A 15,329-nucleotide genomic window follows, 5' to 3' on the forward strand; every position below is an offset into this window, starting at 1 on the left:
GATTGGAGGCATCTCCAACCGTACCGCGATGCCTCTGACCCCCGTCATCCGCCCCGTCCGACCGAGCGACCTGGACGCGTTGGTGGTGCTGTGCGCTGCGCACGCGGCCTACGAAGGCGCGCCCTACCGCGGCCGGGGCAAGGCCGAGGCCCTGAAGGACCTGCTCTTCGGCGCGTCACCCAGCCTCTTGGGCCTGGTCGTCGAGCGGGATGAGGCGCTCGTCGGCTTCGCGACGTGGTCCGTCCAGCTTTCGACGTGGGACGCCGCGCCGTATGCCCACCTCGACTGCCTCTACCTGGACCCCGCCGCCCGCGGGCGGGGCCTGGGGCGCGACCTCGTGGCGACCGTGGCCCGAGACGCACGCCGTGCCGGGTGCACGCAGGTGCAGTGGCAGACCCCGGCCTCGAACCACCGGGCGATCCGCTTCTACGAACGCCTCGGCGCGACCGCCAAGCCGAAGGTCCGCTTCTACCTCGACGAGGCAGCGCTACGTCGTCTGACCTCAGACCCCTCGGCGTCCTATGCTTGACCTGCGCCCGGCCTGCGAGCGGTGCGGCACCGCGCTCCCGCCGGACTCCACCGACGCGTTCATCTGCTCGTTCGAGTGCACCTTCTGCCGCGCCTGCGTCGAGGGCAAGCTGGCGGGTATCTGCCCGAACTGCGGGGGCTCCTTCGCGCGCCGACCCATCCGGCCGGCAAACCTGCTCGAAAAATACCCGCCTGTTTCTCCCTGACGCTATGTCTGACCTGACCCTCCCCGGCGACAGCCCACCCGAGGTCGTCGACCGCTACCGCGCGGCCCTCACCAAGGCCCTCGGCGACGCCGATCCGTACGCTGTCCTGCGCGCCATGCCGGCGTGGTGCGCCGACGTGCTGAGCGAGACCGCGCTCGACCGGCTCCGCATGCCCGAGGCCGAAGGCAAGTGGTCCGTCGCTGACGTGGTCCACCACCTCGCCGACTCGGACCTGGTGTGGAGCAACCGCCTGCGCCGCGTGCTGGCCGAGGACCGGCCCCGGATCCCCGGCTACGACCAGGACCGCTGGGCGGACCGGCTCGGCTATGCCTCGCAGCCGCCGGACCTGTCGGTCGGGTTGTTCCAGGCGGTGCGCGCCGCCAACCTCCGCCTCCTCGACGCGGCCTCGGAGCACGACCTCCAGCGCGTGGGCCTGCACGGCGAGCGGGGCGAAGAGTCCATCGCTGACATGGTGCGGCTCTACGCCGGGCACGACCTCGTGCACCGGGCGCAGATCGAGCGCATCCTCACCGGTACGCCCTAGAACACATCCACCGCCTCCTGCAAATTAGGGGCTTACCGTAACTCGCCCCATCACGCGGCGTAGCCTGCACCGTCTTGCTCCTCGCAACCGGTTGGCTTATGCCCAAGTTTTTGCCCCAGGACGCCCGGCTGCGGGCGCACATCGACTACTACTGGATCGTCGACGAGAGCGAGAGATTCGCCCATCTCTGCGACCCGGTCCACGAGTTTCCCTCGCTCGCGCCCGAGCTCGTGCTCGGCATCCGAGGCGTACTGCGGTACCGGTACCGAGGACGCATGCGGGCGACAGGCGAGAGCATCCTGTTTGGTTACATCGAGGACGGGCTGACGGTCTACCCGGCGGAGCTGGAGCAGATGGTCGTGGTGAAGTTCAAGCCGCGCGGGCTGTCCTCGGTCGTCCCGTTCCTTCCGGTCTGCGCGTCTGAGCTTATGCGGGAGGCCGTCGTCCCCGCGCGCGACGTGTTTGGCGACGCGCTCGGCGAGATCGAGCGACACCTGGCGACCCTCCGGGCCCCACGTATCGCAGACGAACTCGACGGCTGGCTCCTGGGACGGCTCGGCGAGCACCGCACCGGAGTCGTCCGTGACGTGTTCGTGGCTGTCACCCCGACGACCTCGGTCCGCGACCTCGCCGCGCTCACGCAGTCGTCGTACAGCACGCTAGCCCGCCACTTCAAGGCCGACACCGGCCTGACGCCGAAGCAGTTCCTCCTCCGCCACCGCTTCAAGCACGTCCTCGCCGACCTCTTCCGGACCGGCAGCACCGACTGGTTCGACTACGTGGCGCGCTACGGCTACCACGACCAGTCCCACTTCATCCGGGAGATCAAGCGCTACACCGGCTACACGCCGAGCCGGCTGCTGGCGCTCCCCTACCTGACGCACTACCGCCCCGAGCAGTCCGGTGACGGATAGTCCGGTGACGAATTTCTACAATAACCCGACCGCCTCACTACGCATCTTACCGGCTCGCTGACCGACCTCCGCATGCTCGCCATCCGTGACCTCGTCAAAGTCTACCCCGGGCCCGTCGCCGCGCTCCAGGGCGTGAGCCTGGAGATCCCGACCGGCATGTTCGGCCTGCTCGGCCCCAACGGGGCGGGCAAGACGACGCTGATGAAAACGCTCGCGGGCCTGCTCGAACCGACCTCGGGCACGGTCCACTTCGACGGCGACGACATCACGGCCCACCCTGACCGGCTGTGGGCGCGCCTCGGCTACCTGCCGCAGTATTTCGGTTTCTACCCGAACCTGACGGGCGAGGCGATGCTGCTCCACATGCTCCGGCTCAAGGGCGTGGACGCACCGGGCGGGCAGAAGAAGCTGGTGGCCGACCTGCTGGAGCGCGTCAACCTGACGTTCGCCGCCAAGCGCAAGGTGAAGGGCTACTCGGGCGGGATGCGCCAGCGCCTCGGCATCGCCCAGGCCATTGCGGGCGACCCGGCCCTGCTCATCGTCGACGAGCCGACCGCGGGCCTCGACCCGGAGGAGCGCATCCGGTTCTACCGCCTGCTCGGCGAGCTAGCCGAGGACCGGACCGTCCTGCTCTCGACCCACATCGTGGACGACGTGGCGGTGCTCTGCCCGCGCTTCGCCGTGCTCCGCAAGGGACGCGTCCTCACCGAGACGACCCCGAGCGAGGCCCGCGCCGCCATCGACGGCCAGGTCTACGAGGGCGAAGCCTCGCACCGCGAACTCGACGCCCTCGCCGGCGTCGGGCAGGTGACGCAGGCCTACCTCGTCGAGGGCCGCAACCTCGTCCGGCTCCACGTCCCCGCCGGCCCGCCGCCCGCCGGATTCGCCCCGACGCGCCCGACGCTGGCCGACGCCTACCTCGTGCTGATGCACGCGGCCGAGGCGAAGGAGACGGAGCCTGCTAAGCCGGAGGCCGCGTGAACGGGCGACGCGTCTGGACGGTCGCCCGGCACGAGCTACGGACCCACCTGACGGGGCCGCTGTTCTGGGTGCTCGTCGCGCTCATGGTCGTCCTCACGATGAGCCTCAACCCGACGGCGATGATCCCGTCGGACGACACGGCGGTCGGCGGCGTGCGGGCGTTCGCCAACTCGCCCTACGCGCTCGCGCAGTTCTTCGGCCTCGCCGGGTTCTTCCTCTACCCCTTCTTCGTCTCGATCCTGGCCGGGATGGCGGTCGTCCGCGACGACGAGGCGCGGGTTTCGGAACTGCTCCACAGCACCCCGCTGACGCCCGCCGAGTACGTCGCGGGCAAGGTCGGCGGCGCGGCGCTCATGGTCGGCGTGGCCGTGCTGCTGCACCTCGGCGTCGCCCTCGCCGTGATTCAGTTTCTGCCGAACCCCGAGATCGTGCGTGGGCCGTTCCGGCTGCTGCACTTCGTCAGTCCGATCCTGCTATTCGCGCTGCCCGGCATCGTGTGGTGCGCCGGGCTGGCCTTCGCCGCGGGCGAGCGGACGCGGCGACCGATCGCCGTCTACGCCGTGCCCATCGCCTACTTCATGGTCGTCACCTTCGTCCTCTGGACGTGGAACCCGGCGTGGCTGCCGGAGAGCCTGAACCGCCTGCTGATGGTCCTCGACCCGACGGGGCTGCGCTGGCTCCGGCAGACGCTGTTCGCCGTCGATCGAGGCGTTGCGTTCTACAACACGGCCCCGCTTGCGCTCGACGCGACGTTCTGGCTGAACCGCCTCGTCACCCTCGCCGTGCCGCTCGCGGCCGTCGCCGCGTCCGTCCGCCACTGCCGGCAGACGATGGGTGGCGACCAGCCGGCGAGCCGCTGGGTCCGGCGGAGACGGCCCGCCCCCGACCCAGCGCCCGCGCCCGACGCCGCGCTGCTGGCCCGGGGCCCGCTGCGCGACCTCGGGATGACGAGTCGGAGCCCGGGCTTTTGGGCGAGCACGCTCCACATCGCCCGGGCCGAACTGCGCGAACTGCGGGGCCACCCGGCGCTCTACCTCTTCCTGCCGTTCATCGTCTTTCTCGTGCTGGAGTTCGCCACCGAGGGCACCGCGGCCCTCGGTGCTCCGGTGATCTACACGGCCGGGTTCCTGGCCATTGGGACGGTCGAGATCGTCACCGTCCTCGTCTGCCTGCTGCTGCTGTTCTACACCGTCGAGTCGGTCCACCGGGAGACCACGACGGGGTTCGGGGCGATCCTCTTCGCCGCGCCGTTCAGGACGGGCGCGCTGCTGCTCGCCAAGAGCCTCGCCAACGCCGCCCTCGTCGCGGTCATCCTCGCCGTCTGCCTTGCGACGAGCCTCACGATGCTCGCCGGGCAAGCGCAGGGCCGGGTCGAGGTCTGGCCGTTCGTCCTCGTGTGGGGCCTGTGCCTCGTGCCGACCTTCTTCGTCTGGAACACGTTCGTCACGGCCACGCTGGCCGTCGTGCGGAGCCGGTACCTCACCTACGCCGTCGGGCTGGGCGCGCTCGTGTTCACGTTCTACCGGATGCAGGCCGGGACGATGACGTGGGTCGACAACTGGCCGCTGTGGGCGACGCTGCGCTGGAGCGACATGGGCACCTTCCCGCTCAACGGCGAGGCGCTGCTGCTGAACCGCCTGCTGATGGTGTCGCTCGGCGTGCTCTTCGGGGCCGTCGCCGGGTGGGCGTTCCCCCGCACCGAGCGCGACGCGGCGGCGGCCCTCCACCGCCTCCGCCCGCGCCGCCTCGCCCGCACCGCGCTGCGGCTGGCTCCGCTCGTCGCGGTCCCGCTGCTGCTCGGGGGGTACATCGCCTACGAGGTCAACACCGGCTTTCAGAGCGGCGAGCCCGAGGCCGAGGCCCGGGCCTACTGGCGGCAGAACGTAGCGACCTGGAAGGACGTCCCGCCGCCCGAGATCGCCGCGATGGACCTGGCCGTCGACCTCGAGCCGGCGGAGCGCCGCATGGCGATGGCGGGCACGTTCACGCTCGTCAACCGCACCGACGGGCCGATGCCCCGGCTGCCGTTTACCGTCGGGCGCTCGTTCGGGGAGGTGACGTGGACCCTCGGCGGAGCACCCGTCGACGCGGAGGACCGGGCGGGGCTGGACGTCCTCTCGCTTCCCAAACCCCTCGCGCCCGGCGACACCGCACAGGTCGGGTTCAGCTACGGGGCCGTCTACCCCGACGGCTTCACGCGCAACGGCGGCGGGATGCGCCACTTCATCCTGCCTGCGGGCGTCCTCCTCTCCACGCTGCGCGGCGATTTCCTGCCCACGCCGGGCTTTGTCGAAGCTGTCGGACGCCACGACGGCAACCGCGCCGACCCCGCCGAGACTGACGCCGACTTCTGGCGAAAGACGCTGCCGCCCATCGGCGGCGGGGCCTTGTTCGATACCCGCGTCGAGGCCACGGCACCGAGCGCGTACACTGTGACCTCGGTCGGCGTGAAGACATCAGAGCGCACCGAGGCCGGGCGGACGACGGTCGTATGGGAGAGCGACCACCCGGTCAGCACGGTCAACCTGATCGCCGGGCGCTGGGCCGTAGCCGAGCAAGGCGGCAACGCGGTCTACCATCACCCCGGCCACGACTACAACGTCGAGGCCATGCTGGAGGCGTTGGCGGCCGCCCGCGATCACTACTCCGAGTGGTTCCACCCGTATCCCTGGCAGGGGCTACGCCTCAACGAGGTCCCGAACCTCGAAGCCAACGCCACGGGCTTCCCGACGAACATCAGCTTCTCCGAGACCTCGGGCTTCCTGACGAAGCGCGACCGGCGGACGGAGGCCGCCTTCGTCGTCACCGCCCACGAGGCCGCGCACCAGTGGTGGGGCAACCTGCTCCGCCCCGGCGAGGGGCCGGGCGCGGACGTGCTGATCGAGGGGGCTGCACACTATTCGACCTTGCGGCTGCGCGAGGCGGTCCACGGCCTGCGCGGCCGGATCGCCTTCGCCACGCAGATCGAGGCGACGTACACCGGGCAGCGCCGCGTCGACAGCGAACCGCCGCTCGCCCGCATCACCGGCAGCGGCCGGACCGACGGCACCCTCGCCTACAACAAAGGGGCCTGGGCGCTGTGGATGCTACACACCCACCTCGGCGACGCGGCCATGCAGGCGGGACTCCGCGCCTTCTTCGACCGCTACGTGGACCCCGCCGACGGCGACTACCCGGCCCTGCACGACTTTATCGAGACCCTCCGCCCCTTCGCGCCGGACTCGGCAGCGTATCAGGACTTCGTCGACCAGTGGTTCTTCGAGGTCGTCCTGCCCGAGTATCAGCTCTCTGACGTCGAGGTGGCACCGCAAGGCGAACGCTGGCTCGTCTCGGCTACGGTCGAGAACGTCGGCACGGGCACGATGACAGTCGAAGTCGCCGCTACGCGGGGCGAGCGGTTCGAGGGCTACGATCCGGACCCTGCCTATGCCGAGGCGCGCACGGCCGTCCGGCTCGCCCCGCGACAGCCGGAGCGCATCGCCCTGGCCGTGCCGTTCGAGCCGGAGCGCCTCACGGTGGACCCGGACGCCCTCGTCCTTCAACTCAACCGAGACCGGGCAGCGGCTGAGCTTTAGCTGTGCTCTAGCGTGAGGGCGTAGTGCCAGAAGGCGTCGTCGCGCTCGTAGCCGAGGGCGTCGTAGAGAGCCTGGGCCGAGGTGTTCGTCCGCTCGGTCGCTAGCTCGACGCTGGCTGCGCCGGTCTCCGCGGCGAAGGCGTGGGCGGCGTCCATGAGGGCCTGCGCCACGCCGAGCCGCCGGGCGTCCTTCGCCACGAAGAGGTCGTTGAGGATCCACACCCGCCGCATGCGAACCGACGAGAAGAACGGGTAGAGTTGGGTGAACCCGGCGAGGCCCGCCCCGTCCAGCAGCGCGGCGACGAAGATCACCGAGTCCCCGTGCTCGAACCGCTCGGCGAGAAAGCGGCGCGCTCCGGCGAGGTCCGAGGGCTGGCGGTAGAACCGGCGGTAGCCGTCGAAGAGCACGGCAAGCGCGTCGAGGTCGGTCGCAGCGGCGCGGCGGACGGTCGGGGACATAGGTTGTGCGTCGAACGACGGAAGGGGGGTTGAAGGCCGAGGCGGCACGCGCCGGACGGAGGCGACGGTCCGCCAATCTAGCACCGCTCTCTGCCTCGGCGCTTCGCCGCGAAGCCGCCCCCGACCGTGTCCGGTGTGCGCTGGTGCCCATCGGGTGGGCGCTGGCGCACAGTGCGCGGCCGGTCGAGGCGGCCTCCGCGCTGCTGACGCTGCGATGTGAGCTAGGCGGGACCCGGTGGCATATGGCTTGTGCAACGGGAGGCTACGTCCATCTTCGTGCCGTCATGCTCCGCAGCTACGTCCGCATTGCCCTCCGCAACCTCCGCCGCCAACCTGGCTACGCCGCGCTCAACGTAGTCGGCCTCGCTGTCGGTGTGGCGTGTTGCCTGTTCCTGCTGCTTTTCGTCCATGACGAGCTGAGCTACGACCGCTTCCACGAAGAGCCCGAGGCGCTCTTCCGCATCCACGCCAACTTCGCCGAGCGCGACCGCGAGATCGCGCTCACGCCAGCCCTTGTCGGGCCTCTCCTGGAGCGCGAACTGCCGAGCGTTGAGGCCTTCGTACGGGGCACGCCTGGTGGCGGCGTGATCCGCGCCGGGGACCAGGCGTTCGAAGAAGACGCGTTCTTCTTCGCCGATTCGACGTTCTTCGATGTCTTCACCCACGACCTCCTCGCGGGCGACCCCGCGACGGCCCTCGACCGGCCCTACACGGTCGTGCTCACGGCCTCCACGGCCGAGCGGTACTTCGGCAACGCCGACCCCATCGGCCAGACGCTCCTGTACAACAACGACCAGCAGTACGAGGTGACGGGTGTGATGGCGGACGTGCCGGCCAACTCGCACTACCAGTTCGACTTCCTCGGCTCGTTCTCGTCGCTGACGTGGGTCCGGCACGGCGTCTGGTCGGCGGCGAACTTCTACACCTACGTCCGCACGCGGGACGCGGCGGCGGGCGAGGCGTTGCAGGGGCAGATCGACGCGCTTTTGGCCCGCATGGAGGAGGCCGGGCAGGAGCCGTGGCCGCTCATGGCCGTGCCCGTGACGGACCTCCACCTCCGCTCCGAGGCGGAGTACGCCTTCGACGGGACGGGTGACATCGCCTACGTGATCGGGTTGACGACGGTGGCACTGCTGATCCTCCTCATTGCGTGCATCAACTACATGAACCTCGCCACCGCGCGGGCGGGGCAACGGGCAAAAGAGGTCGGGCTGCGCAAGTCGCTCGGCGCGCTCCGGGGGCAACTCGTCGGGCAGTTCTACAGCGAGTCGGCGCTGCTCACACTCGGCGGACTGGGGCTCGCCCTCGGGCTCGTCGGGACCGGGCTGCCGTGGTTCAACGACCTCAGCGGCAAAGCGCTCTCGTTCGGGACGCTCGCCGAGCCGGGGATCGTCGCGCTCATCCTCGGCATCTTCGTCGTGGTGACCGTGGTGGCGGGGAGCTACCCGGCGCTCTACCTCTCGGGCTTCCAGCCGGCGCGCGTGCTGCGCGGGCGGGGCGCGACCTCGCCCGGCTCGTCGTGGCTGCGGAGAGGTCTCGTCGTGCTCCAGTTCGGGATCTCGGCGTTCCTCATCGCGGGCACGCTTGTGGTGGTGAGCCAGCTCCGGTTCCTCGGCGAGCAGACCCTCGGGTTCGACAAGGAGCACCTCGTCGTGCTCCCGCTCTCGGACTCGATTCTCCAGGAGCAGTATGCTGCCATGAAAGAGGAGATCGCCCGGCATCCGTCGGTCACAGCCATCGCCGGCATCAACCAGATTCCGGGCCAACTCGGCTGGACCTCCGGCTTCCGCACCGAGGGCATGGGCGAGGACGACTTCTTTCCCATCAAGGGCCTGCCGACTGATGGAACCGTGACCGACGGGCTGGGGCTGAACCTCGTAGCTGGACAAGGCTTCGCCGCTACGCTTCCCGAGCCGGACTCGGCCAACTACCGCTTCATCGTCAACGAAACGGCAGTCGAGCGGCTCGGCTGGACCCCGGCTGAGGCCGTCGGGCAGCGCGTGGCGGTGGACAGCCGCTGGGGCGAGGTCGTCGGAGTGGCCGAGGACTTCCACTTCCGCTCGCTGCACGAGGTCATCGAACCACTCGCCATCTGGTACGACCCCAGCAATATCCGCCATGCCGCCGTCCGCCTCGCGCCGGGCCAGACGGTCGCTGGGATGGACCACCTCGAAGCCGTCTGGGGCCAGTTCGCCGCGCACCGTCCGTTCTCGTACCGCTTCCTCGACGACGTGTACGACCAGCTCTACCGCAACGAGGAGCAGCTCGGGCGGATCGTGAGCATCTTCGCGTTCCTCGCCATCTTCGTGGCCTGCCTCGGGCTGTTCGGGTTGGCCTCGTTCACTGCCGAGCGGCGGCGCAAGGAGGTCGGCGTGCGCAAGGTGCTCGGCGCGACAGTGCCGCACCTCGTGCTGCTGCTCGCCCGAGACTTCGTCGTGCTCGTCGCGGTCGCCTTCGCGCTCGCCGTGCCGCTGGTGTGGTTCGCCCTCGGCCAGTGGCTCGACGGGTTCGCCTACCGCGTCGGCCTCGGGCCGGTGCCCTTCCTCATCGCGGGCGCGCTGCTGTTCGTGATCGCGCTCGCGACCGTCAGCACGCAGGCCCTCCGCGCCGCCACGACCGATCCTGTCAAGGCCCTCCGCTACGAGTAAACCCCACGCCGCTGTGCTGAAGAACTACCTCGCCATCGCGCTCCGTCAATTCCGGCAGCAGAAAGGCTACGCCTCACTCAACGTCGTCGGGCTGGCCGTCGGGCTCGCGGGCGCGTTCTTCATCCTCCTCTGGATGCAGGACGAGCTGCGCTATGACCGCTTCCACGAGGCCGCCGAGGAGCTGTTTTCCGTCCGCCGCCACGTTACGTTTTCGAACGGCGAGACGACCTCGCCGACGTCGATCACGTACCCGGCGGCGGCGGCGATGGAGGCGAGCGTCCCCGAGATCGAGCACGCCGAGATGACGACGTACCGGGAGACGATCGTGCTGGGACGTGACGGGCAGGCGTTCCGGGAGGACGGACGCTGGGCCGAGCCGGCCTTCCTGGAGATGTTCACCTTCCCGCTCCTCGCCGGCGACCGGACGACAGCGCTCGACGCCCCTGACGGCATCGTGCTCTCGGAGCGGCTTGCGGGTCTGCTCTTCCCCGGCGAGGCCCCGTCCGACGTGCTCGGCCAGACCGTCCGTGTGGACGACCGCGCCGACTTCCGCGTGACGGGCGTCGCCGCGCCCATCCCCGAGCACTCCTCGGTCCAGTTCGAGTGGCTCCTCCCCTTCGCCGACTATTACGAGGACAACCCGTGGCTCGACCACTGGGGCAACAGCGGCTCGCTGCTCTACGTCCGCCTCCGCGACGGTGCCGATCCGGCCACGGCCGAGGAGAAACTAGCCGGGATTGTGATGGAGAACTTCGAAGGGGCAACTCCGACCCGGCTCTCGCTCCACCCAGCGACAGACTGGCGGCTGCGCGACACGTTCGAGAACGGACAGCAGGTGGGCGGACGGATCACGTACGTGCGCATCTTCGGCGTCGTGGCGCTGCTGCTGGTGCTGATCGCGTGCGTCAACTTCATGAACCTCACCACGGCGCGGAGCGTGCAGCGGGCGCGCGAGATCGGCGTACGAAAGTCGCTCGGGGCTTCGCGCGGCAGGCTCGTCGGGCAGTTTCTCAGCGAAGCGGTGCTGACGGCATTCGCGGCGCTCGGGCTGGCACTGGCGGCCGTCGTGGCCGGGCTGCCGGCGTTCAACGAGGTCGCGGGCAAGGCACTCACGCTCGGGTCGGTCCCTGCGCCGATGTGGGCGCTGTTCGTGGCCGTCGCCGTGGGTGCGGGACTGCTGGCCGGGAGCTACCCGGCGCTCGTGCTCTCGGGCTACCAGCCGGCGCGCGTGCTCCGCGGCGGCGGATCGGCGCGAGGCGGCGCGGGGCTGCGGCGGGCGCTCGTCGTGGCGCAGTTCGCCGCGTCGATCCTGCTCATCGCCGGGACGTTCGTGGTCTCGGGCCAGCTCCGGTACATCCAGTCCAAGCACCTCGGGCTCGACCGTGGCAACGTGGTCAGCTTCGCGCTGGAGGGCGAGGCCGCCGACCGCTTCGACGCGTTCAAGCAGGCTCTCCTCGACGCGCCCGGCGTGGCAGCGGTGACGGCCGCGAGCGATTCCCCGCTCAACGTCGGCAGTGCGACGACGGACCCGGTCTGGGACGGGAAGGATCCCGAGAGCGAGGTGCTCTTCCACGTCGTCCTGTCGGCGTTTGACTTCACCGAGACGATGCAGATGGAGTTCGCGGCGGGCCGCGCGCACGCGCCGTCGGTAGCAACGGACTCGGCCAACTTCGTCGTGAACGAGGCGGCGGTTGCAACGATGGGCATGGAGAACCCCGTCGGCGAGTCGCTCGCGATGTGGGGCCGCGACGGGGTGATCGTGGGTGTCGTGCAGGACTTCCACATGAAGTCGCTCTACGACCCCATCGAGCCGACCGTGATCCTCCTGGAGCCGCCCGAGGGCGAACTCGACGTGGTGCTGGCGCGGCTAGAGCCGGGCCGGACGGCCGAGGGGCTGGCCGCGCTGAAGGCCACGTCCGCCGCGTTCAACCCCGGCGCCCCGTTCGCCTACGAGTTCCTCGACGAGCAGTTCGGCGAGATGTACGAGGCCGAGCAGCGCATCGCCACGCTCTCGAACGTGTTCGCGGCTATCGCCGCGTTCGTGGCCTGCCTCGGGCTGCTGGGCCTGGCGGCGCACGCCGCCGAGCGGCGGCGCAAGGAGATCGGCGTGCGGAAGGTCCTCGGCGCGAGCGTCGCGGGCGTCGTGGCCCTGCTCTCGCGCGACTTCCTCGCGCTCGTGCTCGCGGCGTGCGCCCTCGCGCTGCCGCTGGCCTGGCTCGGTGCCGAACGGTGGCTCTCGGCCTTCGCCTTCCGCCTCGACCTCGGCCCGCTCCCGTTCCTCGCCGCCGCCGCAGGCGCGCTCGTGCTGGCCGCGCTAACCGTGGGGGTGCAGGCCTACCGCGCCGCTACGACCGATCCCGTCCAGGCCCTCCGCTACGAGTAGTCTACCCCCAGCCACCCGCCCGATGAGCCAGCTCTGCGTCCCGATTCCCCCCATAGATCAGACCCGCACGATCGACGTCGAGGTCGTGATCGACGGGGCGAAGCAGCGCGTGCAGTACCGCGTCGAGACCCTGGAATGGCCGGACGATAACGCGTCGCGCGCCGAGGCGCTGCGCGCCTTCATCGCGAGTCACGGCGAGGACTGGCTCCTCGTCCAGATCGGCACGCCGACAGCGGAGCGCGTCCCGGTGATGTTCCGGCTGCGCGCGCAACAGGACACCGCCGTCCCCGAATAAGCTCTCCATAACCGAGACCCTTCGCCATGAAACGCTTCTCGCTTTTCCTCCTCCTCGCCTTCGCCGCCCCGGTACCCGCGCAGACCGCCCTCACCGACGACTCGTGGTGCACCGAGGACGACAGCAACTACGCTACCGAGCGCGCCTGCGAGGTCCGCACCTTCACGCTCGCGGCGCGCCGCACGCTCTCGGTGGACGCTGGCAAGAACGGTGGCATCCGCGTCGAAGCGTGGGACCGCGACGAGGTGCAGGTGCTGGCGCGCGTGCAGGCGGTTGGCGACGACCGGGACGAGGTGCGTCGCCTCGTCGCGGCGTCCGAGGTCGAGACCGACGGGACCATCAGGAGCCGCGTGCCGAGGTCAGGCCGCGACGCCTGGGTCAGCGTCAGCTTCCGGCTCAGGGTGCCGCGCGCCTCCAACCTCGACCTCGAAGCCAAGAACGGCGGCATTCGCATCGCCGGCGTCAGGGGCGCGATCCGGTTCGACACGCAGAACGGCGGCGTCACCCTCGACGCCCTCGGCGGCGACGTGCGCGGCCGCACCACCAACGGGGGGCTCCGGGTCCGCCTCACCGGCACCCGCTGGGACGGCGACGGCCTCGACGCCCGGACGACCAACGGCGGCGTCGAACTGATCGTGCCGGACGGCTACTCCGCCGATCTCGAAACAGGAACCGTCAACGGGCGCATGCGGCTCGGCTTTCCCGTGCTGGTCGAGGGCGAGGTCGGACGGCGCGTGCGGACCACCCTCGGTGACGGCGGGCCACCGGTCCGCGCCGTCACCACCAACGGCGGCGTCAGGATCGAGCGCGGCTGACCCCGCCCACTGCTTACTCACCGCCCACTCTCTACCCACTCCAAACCCAGAACCGACATGATCGAGCTACGCGGCATCAGCAAGTTTTACAAGCAAGGCCAGCAGAAGACCTACGTCCTCCGCAACGTGGACCTCTCCGTGAGTGAGGGCGAGTTCGTCACCGTCCAGGGCCCGTCCGGATCCGGCAAGTCCACGCTGATGAACATCATCGGGATGCTGGAGGAGCCCAGCGAGGGGGCGTACCACTTCGAGGGCGAGCCGGTCCACGAGCTCAGCGAGAAGAAGCGGACCGCGCTCCACCGCGAGCACATCGGGTTCGTCTTCCAGGCCTACCACCTGATCGACGAGCTGACGGTCTACGAAAACCTGGAGACGCCGCTCCTCTACACCAAGACGCCGAAGGCCGAGCGCCAGGCGCGCGTCGCCGAGATGCTCGACCGCTTCGGGATCGTGGCGAAGGCCGATCTCTTCCCGCACCAGCTCTCCGGCGGGCAGCAGCAGCTTGTCGGGGTGGCGCGCGCGCTCATCATCCGCCCTCGCCTGATCCTCGCCGACGAGCCGACGGGCAACCTCCACAGCTCGCAGGGCGAGGAGGTGATGGAGGCGTTCAGGACGCTCAACGAAGACGACGGCGTGACCGTGATCCAGGTGACGCACTCGGAGCGCTGGACCGCCTACGGCACGCGCACGATTGAACTCCACGACGGCTGGGTCGAGGCCGACCGCCAGGTCGCGCACGCCGAGGGCTGAGTGCGCCGCAGGTGAGGCTCAGCCTTCCGCCTTCTCCCACAGCACTTCTACGGCGTATCGGTCGAAGGCCGCGTCGCGGGTGACGATGGGCATCCCCTCGGCCATCGCCTGCGCGACGAGGAGACGGTCGAATGGGTCGCGGTGGTAGAGCGGTAGCTTCTCGAATACTGCGAGGTGGTCCATCGCGGTGGGAAGCACCTCGATTCGCTCCTCCACGAGTTGCGAGGGGATGACCTCCTCGAACAGTCCCTCCAGCGTGAGCTTCCCGACGTTCAGCTTGATAGCGATCTCCCACAGGCTACCCACGCTGAGCAGCACCTCATTCTCCGGTGTCGTGATGAGTCCATAGGCCGTGCGACTCAACCGATCAGGGTCCGTCAGAAACCAGAGGAGGACATGGGTGTCGATCAACACCCGCATCACATGTAGGGCACAAAGTCGTCGAGCGGCTCGTCGAAGTCGTCGCTCATCCAGACCTGCCCTCGAAGGCTTCCGCCCTTCCGTGGGCGGCGCTCCGGCTCCACGACCGGGACGAGACGCACGTCGGCTCCGTCGCCGCGCGAGATGACGATGTCCTCGCCGTTGGCAGCGTCTTCGATCAGTTCGGGGAGGCGCTCCTGAGCTTCGTCCAGCTTGACTTTCCGCATGGTATCCTCGGGTTGCGTCTGCGGTATACGGCGCGGGGAATACCGGGTTCATGCAAGGCCCGGAGCTACCGACGGGCCCGGCGCCTCGGAAGCGGGATCACGAGGCCGTCCATGAAGAGGTGCGAGAAGTAGCCGACGACGGCCGCCCCGTAGAACGGCAGTCCGGCGAACGGACGGTCGGGAAACAGCAGGTAGGGCAGGACCAGCAGCGGCGAGGGAATCAGTGCCATCGCCCAGTACGTGTGTGTCCACCCCCGGTGTTTGCCGAGGACTGGCAGGATGGCGAACAGACCGAGGTAGGCCGCCCACTCGAACCGCCGCCCGACGATCAAGATCACGTCGAGGACGAAGAAGATCGAGTAGAAGAGATTCTGCCCCTTCGAGTTGGTGTCCACGTCCGGCCACAGCCCGAACATCAGCGTCAGCCCGCACAGCACGACCGGCACGCCGATCAGCTCCAGCCCGCTGAACTGCCGGTACGCCTGGTCGACCGAGAAGACGAACGCGAGGCCGGCGAGGTAGACGCCGAAGAAGGCGAGCGCGCCCGCGAGGTGTCCTTTGTATCCAGCCATCGCACGGTGCGGA

Annotated in this window: 15 protein-coding genes; 11 read left to right on the forward strand and 4 right to left on the reverse strand. The window is 69.6% G+C overall.

Translation table 11 applies throughout. From position 1 onward, the window contains the following. The first annotated feature begins 28 nt into the window (after positions 1–28). The 6 genes from AAGI91_04190 (at position 29) to AAGI91_04215 (ending at position 6,748) form a co-directional block, all read left to right on the forward strand. Positions 29–529, forward strand: coding sequence for a GNAT family N-acetyltransferase (locus AAGI91_04190; GenBank protein ID MEM1041809.1), 501 nt, complete (start codon positions 29–31; stop codon positions 527–529). Then, positions 522–734: a DUF1272 domain-containing protein gene (locus tag AAGI91_04195; GenBank protein ID MEM1041810.1), complete on the forward strand. Its 213-nt coding sequence runs from the start codon at positions 522–524 to the stop codon at positions 732–734. The genes AAGI91_04190 and AAGI91_04195 overlap by 8 nt, the downstream gene beginning before the upstream one ends. A gap of 4 nt (positions 735–738) precedes the next feature. Beyond that, on the forward strand, positions 739–1,278 hold the full coding sequence (locus AAGI91_04200; protein ID MEM1041811.1) for a DinB family protein: 540 nt from the start codon (positions 739–741) through the stop codon (positions 1,276–1,278). A gap of 98 nt (positions 1,279–1,376) precedes the next feature. Further along, complete coding sequence (locus tag AAGI91_04205) at positions 1,377–2,192, forward strand: helix-turn-helix transcriptional regulator (protein MEM1041812.1); 816 nt, start codon at positions 1,377–1,379, stop codon at positions 2,190–2,192. 72 nt (positions 2,193–2,264) lie between these two features. Continuing rightward, positions 2,265–3,173, forward strand: coding sequence for an ABC transporter ATP-binding protein (locus AAGI91_04210; protein MEM1041813.1), 909 nt, complete (start codon positions 2,265–2,267; stop codon positions 3,171–3,173). Beyond that, positions 3,170–6,748 (forward strand): ABC transporter permease subunit, encoded by a 3,579-nt coding sequence (locus tag AAGI91_04215; protein ID MEM1041814.1) that lies wholly within the window; start codon positions 3,170–3,172, stop codon positions 6,746–6,748. The genes AAGI91_04210 and AAGI91_04215 overlap by 4 nt, the downstream gene beginning before the upstream one ends. Here AAGI91_04215 and AAGI91_04220 read toward each other — a convergent pair. Then, on the reverse strand, positions 6,745–7,206 hold the full coding sequence (locus tag AAGI91_04220) for a GNAT family N-acetyltransferase (protein MEM1041815.1): 462 nt from the start codon (positions 7,204–7,206) through the stop codon (positions 6,745–6,747). The genes AAGI91_04215 and AAGI91_04220 overlap by 4 nt on opposite strands. Positions 7,207–7,490: 284 nt before the next feature. On the opposite strand from AAGI91_04220, the gene AAGI91_04225 reads away from it, so the two are divergent. Genes AAGI91_04225 through AAGI91_04245 form a run of 5 tightly spaced genes read left to right on the forward strand, consistent with a single transcriptional unit; the run spans position 7,491 to position 14,097 of the window. Then, positions 7,491–9,854, forward strand: coding sequence for an ABC transporter permease (locus AAGI91_04225; protein MEM1041816.1), 2,364 nt, complete (start codon positions 7,491–7,493; stop codon positions 9,852–9,854). Positions 9,855–9,867: 13 nt separating this feature from the next. Then, positions 9,868–12,237: an ABC transporter permease gene (locus tag AAGI91_04230; GenBank protein ID MEM1041817.1), complete on the forward strand. Its 2,370-nt coding sequence runs from the start codon at positions 9,868–9,870 to the stop codon at positions 12,235–12,237. A 22-nt stretch (positions 12,238–12,259) separates the two neighbouring features. Beyond that, the gene (locus tag AAGI91_04235) at positions 12,260–12,532 is read left to right on the forward strand and encodes a hypothetical protein (GenBank protein ID MEM1041818.1); all 273 of its coding nucleotides are present in this window, start codon (positions 12,260–12,262) and stop codon (positions 12,530–12,532) included. 26 nt (positions 12,533–12,558) lie between these two features. After that, a complete protein-coding gene (locus AAGI91_04240; GenBank protein MEM1041819.1) occupies positions 12,559–13,347 on the forward strand; it encodes a hypothetical protein in 789 nt (262 codons plus the stop codon). A gap of 57 nt (positions 13,348–13,404) precedes the next feature. Then, the gene (locus AAGI91_04245; GenBank protein ID MEM1041820.1) at positions 13,405–14,097 is read left to right on the forward strand and encodes an ABC transporter ATP-binding protein; all 693 of its coding nucleotides are present in this window, start codon (positions 13,405–13,407) and stop codon (positions 14,095–14,097) included. A gap of 18 nt (positions 14,098–14,115) precedes the next feature. On the opposite strand, the gene AAGI91_04250 is transcribed toward AAGI91_04245, so the two are convergent. From AAGI91_04250 to AAGI91_04260, 3 genes are all read right to left on the reverse strand, one after another. Next, a complete protein-coding gene (locus tag AAGI91_04250) occupies positions 14,116–14,517 on the reverse strand; it encodes a type II toxin-antitoxin system VapC family toxin (protein MEM1041821.1) in 402 nt (133 codons plus the stop codon). Further along, entirely contained in the window at positions 14,517–14,744 is a 228-nt protein-coding gene (locus AAGI91_04255; protein MEM1041822.1) for a DUF2281 domain-containing protein, read from the reverse strand. The genes AAGI91_04250 and AAGI91_04255 overlap by 1 nt, the downstream gene beginning before the upstream one ends. Before the next feature lie 65 nt (positions 14,745–14,809). Beyond that, on the reverse strand, positions 14,810–15,316 hold the full coding sequence (locus tag AAGI91_04260; protein ID MEM1041823.1) for a metal-dependent hydrolase: 507 nt from the start codon (positions 15,314–15,316) through the stop codon (positions 14,810–14,812). Between the last annotated feature and the right edge of the window lie 13 nt (positions 15,317–15,329).

This window comes from Bacteroidota bacterium (genome assembly GCA_038746285.1).
Taxonomy (GTDB): domain Bacteria; phylum Bacteroidota; class Rhodothermia; order Rhodothermales; family JANQRZ01; genus JANQRZ01.